Annotated in this window: 7 protein-coding genes and 2 pseudogenes; 2 read left to right on the top strand and 7 right to left on the bottom strand. The window is 69.7% G+C overall.

Annotation, left to right across the window (positions count from 1 at the left end):
- From HTZ82_RS21985 to HTZ82_RS22015, 7 genes and pseudogenes are all read right to left on the bottom strand, one after another.
- Positions 1–1216, bottom strand: a 1216-nt coding sequence (locus HTZ82_RS21985; RefSeq protein ID WP_175411173.1) for a glycosyltransferase family 4 protein, incomplete at its 3' end; no start/stop codon positions are given.
- A 241-nt stretch (positions 1217–1457) separates the two neighbouring features.
- On the bottom strand, positions 1458–2894 hold the full coding sequence (gene obgE / locus HTZ82_RS21990; RefSeq protein ID WP_175411174.1) for a GTPase ObgE: 1437 nt from the start codon (positions 2892–2894) through the stop codon (positions 1458–1460).
- A gap of 138 nt (positions 2895–3032) precedes the next feature.
- The gene (gene rpmA / locus HTZ82_RS21995) at positions 3033–3287 is read right to left on the bottom strand and encodes a 50S ribosomal protein L27 (RefSeq protein WP_175411175.1); all 255 of its coding nucleotides are present in this window, start codon (positions 3285–3287) and stop codon (positions 3033–3035) included.
- A gap of 14 nt (positions 3288–3301) precedes the next feature.
- Positions 3302–3622, bottom strand: a complete 321-nt coding sequence (gene rplU / locus HTZ82_RS22000; RefSeq protein ID WP_175411176.1) for a 50S ribosomal protein L21 — start codon at positions 3620–3622, stop codon at positions 3302–3304.
- Positions 3623–4045: 423 nt separating this feature from the next.
- Positions 4046–4609, bottom strand: a complete 564-nt coding sequence (locus HTZ82_RS22005; protein ID WP_175411177.1) for a Uma2 family endonuclease — start codon at positions 4607–4609, stop codon at positions 4046–4048.
- Between the two features lie 216 nt (positions 4610–4825).
- Positions 4826–5239 (bottom strand): ATP-binding protein, encoded by a 414-nt coding sequence (locus tag HTZ82_RS22010; RefSeq protein ID WP_309235622.1) that lies wholly within the window; start codon positions 5237–5239, stop codon positions 4826–4828.
- A 449-nt stretch (positions 5240–5688) separates the two neighbouring features.
- Positions 5689–5897: pseudogene (locus HTZ82_RS22015) on the bottom strand (transposase); the annotation flags it as partial.
- Between the two features lie 280 nt (positions 5898–6177).
- Between HTZ82_RS22015 and HTZ82_RS32445 the strand changes: the two are divergent.
- Both HTZ82_RS32445 and HTZ82_RS32450 read left to right on the top strand, forming a co-directional pair.
- Complete coding sequence (locus HTZ82_RS32445) at positions 6178–6429, top strand: helix-turn-helix domain-containing protein (protein ID WP_254711982.1); 252 nt, start codon at positions 6178–6180, stop codon at positions 6427–6429.
- Positions 6430–6437: 8 nt separating this feature from the next.
- Positions 6438–6613 (top strand): annotated as a pseudogene (locus HTZ82_RS32450) (winged helix-turn-helix domain-containing protein).
- Positions 6614–6619: the final 6 nt, after the last annotated feature.

Genomic DNA, 6619 nt, shown 5'->3' on the forward strand with positions numbered 1-6619 from the left:
CCGTGTCGGCGGTCCCGCCGGCCGTGGCCGCGTCGGTACGGCGCCCGGGGGCCGCGTCCCGTACCGGGGTGGCCTTCGCGCCGAGTGCGGTGAACAGCTCCTCGTACCGCTCGGCGACCGGGCCCGGGTCGAAGCGGCGGGCGTTGGCCCGGGCCGCTGCGCCCATGCGGCGGCGGCGCTCGGGGTCGTCGATCAGGCCGATCAGCGCCCCGGCGACGGCGTCGACGTCACCGACCGGCACCAGCAGACCGTCCTCGCCGTCCTTGATGATCTCGCGCGGCCCGTAGTCGCAGTCGGTCGAGACGACCGGCAGCCCGCAGCGCATCGCCTCGACGAGGGTCATCCCGAACGACTCGTGGCGGGACGTGGACACCGCGACGGCGCCCTTGACCCACTCCGGCTCGATCGGCGAGCGCGGCCCCATGAGGTGGACGTTGTTGTAGAGGCCCAGCTCGTCGATCCTGCGGCGGAGCCGGTCCTTCTGGTTGCCCCAGCCGCAGATCCGCAGAGTCCACTCGGGCCGGGCGGCGGCGACCTTGGCGAACGCCTCGACAAGCACGTCGTACTGCTTCTCGGAGGACAGCCGCCCGGCGGCGACGACCGTCGTGCCCGAGGTGTCGGAGGGCGCGACCATGGGCTCGGGCACGCTGTTCGGTATGGACAGCACGCGCGTGCCGGGCAGCGGCATGTGCTCCCGCCACGAGGCGGCGTCGCCCTCGGACACGGTCACGAACGCGTCCAACTCCGCGAGGAACCCGGCGAGTTCGGCGCGCAGGGCGGGCTTGTGGTGGTTGTGCGTCATGTGTTCCTGGCCGATCCGCACGGCGCCCTCGGGGGCGTACCGGGCGACGTAGGCGACCAGGCCGGGGCGGGTGCCGATGACCACGTCCGCGTCGGACGCGGCGTAGTGCTCGCGGACGCGCTGGTCGGTGAGGGCGCTGTACTCCTTGTAGCGCGCCTCGTTCCGGGGGAAGTCCTCGGCGGGGGTGAGGTGGAGCGGGTGCTTCTTCTCGTTCGTCCGCGATCCGGGGCGGGTGTCGATCAGCGGGACGACGGTGATCCGCGGGTCGATCGCGAAGAGCGGCTCGTCGCGGTGGCGGAACACGGACACGATCTCGACCTCGTGGCGCCCGGCCAGCTCCTCCGCGAGGTTCAGCGTGGTGCGGATGGTGCCGCCGATCCCGTAGACCGTGTGGATGAGGAAGGAGATCTTCATCTGTTGTGCCCCGTATCTGTGAACATGCGGGGCGCTGCGCACCGCCCCTCAGACTAGACGGCGGGGGCAGCCGATCGGTTGTGCGAGCCAGGCACTATTTTCCCCACTTCTCGCAGGTCACGCGCGCCGAGCGGGCCGGCGGGGCGCAAGGCCGGGTACGCCACAGGACATGCCTGAGGGGGTGGGGCCGCCGTGTGCGGCGTCGCGCGCGGCGGCCCCACCCCCTCGGGGGAAGCACCCGTCAGAACGGGTCGAACTCGTCGAACTCGCGCTCCGACTCGTCGTGCTCGGCCTGCCGGTCCTTGCGCCGCTGCGCCGCCGGGCGCGGCGCCTCGAAGCGGTGGTCCTCGCCGCGGCGGCCGAGCATCTCGGCGCCCGCCATCATGGTGGGCTCCCAGTCGAAGACGACCGCGTTGTCCTCGGGGCCGATGGCGACGCCGTCGCCCGCGCGGGCTCCGGCCTTCATCAGCTCCTCCTCGACGCCGAGGCGGTTGAGGCGGTCGGCCAGGTAGCCGACGGCCTCGTCGTTGTTGAAGTCGGTCTGGCGGACCCAGCGTTCGGGCTTCTCGCCCCGTACGCGGAACAGGCTGTCCTCCTCGCGCGTGACGGTGAAGCCGGCGTCGTCGACCGCCTTGGGGCGGATGACGATACGGGTGGCCTCCTCCTTCGGCTTGGCGGCGCGCGCCTTGCCGACGATGTCGGCGAGGGCGAAGGACAGCTCCTTGAGGCCCTGGTGCGCGACGGCCGACACCTCGAAGACGCGGTAGCCGCGGGCCTCCAGGTCGGGGCGGACCATGTCGGCGAGGTCCTTGCCGTCCGGGATGTCGATCTTGTTGAGGACGACGATCCGGGGCCGGTTGTCGAGGCCGCCGTACTGCCGGAGCTCCTCCTCGATGATGTCGAGGTCGGAGACCGGGTCGCGGTCGGACTCCAGCGTCGCCGTGTCGAGGACATGGACGAGGACGCTGCACCGCTCGACGTGGCGCAGGAACTCCAGGCCGAGGCCCTTGCCCTGGCTGGCGCCGGGGATGAGGCCGGGGACGTCCGCGATGGTGTAGACGGTGGAGCCGGCGGTGACGACGCCGAGGTTCGGGACGAGGGTCGTGAACGGATAGTCCGCGATCTTCGGCTTGGCGGCGGACAGCACGGAGATCAGCGAGGACTTGCCCGCGCTGGGGTAGCCCACGAGCGCCACGTCGGCGACGGTCTTGAGCTCCAGCACGATGTCGTACACGTCGCCGGGCTCGCCGAGCAGCGCGAAGCCGGGCGCCTTGCGGCGGGCCGAGGCCAGCGCGGCGTTGCCGAGGCCGCCGCGGCCGCCTTCGGCGGCGACGTACCGGGTGCCGTGGCCGATCAGGTCGGCGAGCACCTCGCCGTTCCGGTCGAGCACGACGGTGCCGTCCGGCACGGGGAGGACCAGGTCCTGGCCGTCCTTGCCGGAGCGGTTGCCGCCCTCGCCGGGCTTGCCGTTGGTGGCCTTGCGGTGCGGCGAGTGGTGGTAGTCGAGGAGCGTGGTCACCGACTGGTCGACGACGAGGATCACATCGCCGCCGCGGCCTCCGTTGCCGCCGTCGGGGCCGCCGAGCGGCTTGAACTTCTCCCGGTGGACGGAGGCACAGCCGTGACCTCCGTTACCCGCGGCGACATGCAGTTCGACGCGGTCCACGAAGGTGGTCATGTTTCGGTGCCTCCAGTTACCAGGTGCATACGTACGGAAATGTCTTACGTGTAACACGCGAAAGGCGGACCTGCTTCCCGCACGGCGTGAGCCGTGCGAGAAGTCGAGGTCCGCCTCGCGAAGTACCGGTCAGTCGACTCAGGCGACCGGAACGATGTTCACGACCTTGCGACCGCGGTGGGTGCCGAACTGCACCGCACCGGCGTTGAGCGCGAACAGCGTGTCGTCGCCGCCACGGCCGACGCCCGTGCCCGGGTGGAAGTGGGTGCCACGCTGGCGGACCAGGATCTCACCGGCGTTGACGACCTGACCGCCGAAGCGCTTCACGCCGAGCCGCTGAGCGTTGGAGTCGCGACCGTTCCGGGTGGACGATGCGCCCTTCTTGTGTGCCATGTCTCCTCAGTCCCTTACTTCGCAGCCGTCGGGATCGCCGTGACCTTGATCGCCGTGTACTGCTGGCGGTGGCCCTGACGACGGCGGTAGCCGGTCTTGTTCTTGTAGCGCAGGATGTCGATCTTGGCGCCCTTGTGGTGGTCCACGACCTCGGCCTGGACCTTGATGCCCGCCAGGACCCACGGGTCGCTGGTCACGGAGTCGCCGTCGACAACGAGCAGGGTCGAGAGCTCGACCGTGTCGCCAACATTGGCAGTGGAAATCTTGTCAACCTCAACGATGTCGCCGACAGCAACCTTGTGCTGGCGACCACCGCTGCGCACGATGGCGTACACGCGGATCTCTCTCTCGCTCGGAACGGGAACCCCTGATGCCAGCCGCCCGCACGGGCCGGGGCCCGCGACTGAACCGGATGGTCGGAACGGCCTCTCCCGGCCCGGAGCCGGGAGGGAGGTGCTCAGGAGCTGGCGCGCATGGAAACACGCCGACGGTCAAGGTTACGGGGCGGGGCTTGGGGGGTCAAACCGACGCTCGTCGTGCCACGGCCCCACGCCCAGTGCAGCCCTCCGCCCGAGCCACCAGGCACCACCCACCCCGCCCTCCCGCCCCGAACGCCGTCACGAGACCGTCGTGGTGAAATCACCCACATGCCTGACCTGTGTTTTCACAGGTCAGCGGGGGTCTACTGGTCCGCCGAGGCCCGCTGGTGGCTGCCATTGGCGGGTCCGGTTGCCGTCGACGTCGCCGTCAGACGGCGCCTACTGCCGCGAGAGTCCAGCCGGGTCGATCTCAACGGGGAACGGGGTGTCCAGTCGGGTGGTCGCGCCCGCGAGGGCAGTCGTCCGCTCGACGTACCGGCCACCTTCAAGTTCGTAGACAACGAGCATCGGGGCGGGGTCGAGCTCGAGCCGCCAGAAGTGCGGGATGGCGGCCTCGGCGTAGAGCATCGGCTTGAACTTCCGGTCCACCGTGCGGTTGCCCGGAGAGACCAGCTCAACCACGAGCTGCACACCCTCTGCGTCGACACTGACGCCGTCCTCGGCGGTTGCGCCGGCGTCGGTCACCACCAGGTCGGGCACCACCAGGCCCGACGGCAGGATGACATTGATGGCCTCCAAAACCTCGACCGGCGCCTGGGCAGCCTGGGCCGCGGCGTGCAGAATCATGGCGAGCCGGAGCGAGGCCCGCTGGTGGCGGATGCCAGGCGCGGGGGACATTACGAGGGACTCCCCCAGCAGTTCATAGCGGGTGGTGCGATCTTCGGGCAGGGCCAGGACATCGGCAACGGTCCAGGGTCCGGTGTGGTCGATCGCAACCCTCATTCCCTTCACCTCCTCGTCCGACCGGCAGTCTCGGTGTGACCTCGACGAGCGGTACGTGGCCAGCATACGGACGCTCTCACCTGCTGACACCAGGTTTCGGTGCCATGAGCCCGCCGCCCGCGGCGGTGACGTTCTTCATGCGGTCCGCAGACTCCAGCGTGCTCCAACCGCCCCTGCGCCGTCTACGACGCCGAGGAAGAAAGAGACGCGTCGCCACTACGCCGTCTCACGGCGTGCGAGCCGAAGAACGGTCGGGCTTGCGATGACATCCCCGGGCGGCTGGTGCCGGGGCGCCAGCTCGCACCACAGCAGCTTGCCGCCCGACCCGAACAGGTCGTCTCCGAGCGGGTGGCCGCCCCAGTTGTCGGCGTAGCCGCAGACGAGAAGCAGCCCGCGCCCGACGGGCTCGGGACCGAAGTCGGGGCCGGGGCAGGGCACGGCTCGGAGCCTTGCCGTCGCCGGTCGGTCGAAGGGGGCCGGGATGAACGGGTTCGTGTCCCACACGCTGATCCGCAGCCAGTCGTCCTCCATGCGACGCAATCGCAGCGTCGCCGGGCCGTCCGAGTAGCGGTACGCGTTGGTGACCAGCTCGCACGCGAGCAGTTCGGCAACGTCGATCCGGTCGTCCATGCCGTGCCCGGCGAGTACGGCGCGCAGCGTGACGCGCGCGACGCGTGGCGCGCGGGGGTCGTGGGGGAGCTGGAGGAGGTACTACCAAGTGGCGTCCGGCGATACGGTGTCCTAGGAAGAGCGTGAAACGTCTCCGTGATCCGGTGATTGTCGCCATGTAGACCCGAGCCGTGCCTGCGGCGTGGGGTCTGGCAACGGCATCGGCCATTCCGGGCCGAGGTGTGACGCCTGTGTCGAGCATGACTTCGTGCCGCCAGGACCAGGTGTCCCAGAGCTGTCGCGCAGTAGCCGTTTGGTTCAGAAAGACCTCGAAGTCCGCGCCTGCCTCCAGCTCGGCCAGGGCTGCGCGTGCAGAGATGCTGCCGTCCTGTGACAGTGCGGATTGCAGGGCGTCTCGGTTCATGAGATCAGTTTGCCGGGTCGGTCTATCGATATGGGGTAAGTGCCGGTCAGGTCAAGGACAGCACCTGGCGGTGGATGATCAGGCAGCAGGCGAGCTTGAGGAAGGGTTCGTGGACATCGGCTCGGCGTTCCCAGCGGACGCGGAGTCGTTGAAGCCGTGAAGCCAGACGAAGGTGCGCTCGACAACCCACCGGTAGATGCCCAGGCCGCTGCCATGAGGCGTGCTACAGCGGGCTATGACGGGAACGATCCTCCGCGCTCCGGCGTGGCACCTGCCAGCACATAGTACGTGTGCTACGCGGCACCCCTCTACCTGCTTCTTCGCTGGTCAGAGCGGGTTTTGCCTTCCGCTGGCGTCCGTGGTTGTGCGGGGAGATCCGTGGTTGTTTCCGTCGCTACTGCCGTTGAGGTTGAAAGGGTGGGGTGACAGTCGGCGTTGGCGGTGCTACATCCTCGTCATGAGGTACGCGGATGGCGGCGGGCTGACCGCCGCGGGGCGGGCGAAGCGTGAAATGGTGCGCTTCGAGGCCGCGGAGATGTTCGGGCAGGGGGTACGGCCGCCTGAGGTGGCACGCAGGTTACGGGTGTCGCGGAAGTCGGCTTACGGCTGGCACGCCGCCTGGCGTGAGGGCGGCAGCGCGGCCCTGGCTTCCAAGGGACCTGGTGGCTTTCCGTGCCGGCTGGACGATGGTCAGGTCGAGCGGTTGCAGACTGAGCTGGGAGCGGCCCGGCCGCGCACGGCTGGACGGAGGACCAGCGCTGGACTCTGGCGAGGGTCGCGGCGCTGATTCACCGCCTGTTCGGCTACCGGTACACCCCGCGCGGGGTGTCGTATCTGCCGCACCGGCTGGCTGGTCACCGCAGGTCCCCGCGCATCGGGCCGTCGAGCGGGACGAGCAGGCCGTAGAGCAGTGGCGGTCGGAGCAGTGGTCACGGGTAAGAGGACGGCCCAGCTCCTGGGCGCGTGGATAGTCTTCG

The organism is Streptomyces sp. TRM64462 (genome assembly GCF_013362995.1).
Taxonomy (GTDB): Bacteria; Actinomycetota; Actinomycetes; order Streptomycetales; family Streptomycetaceae; genus Streptomyces.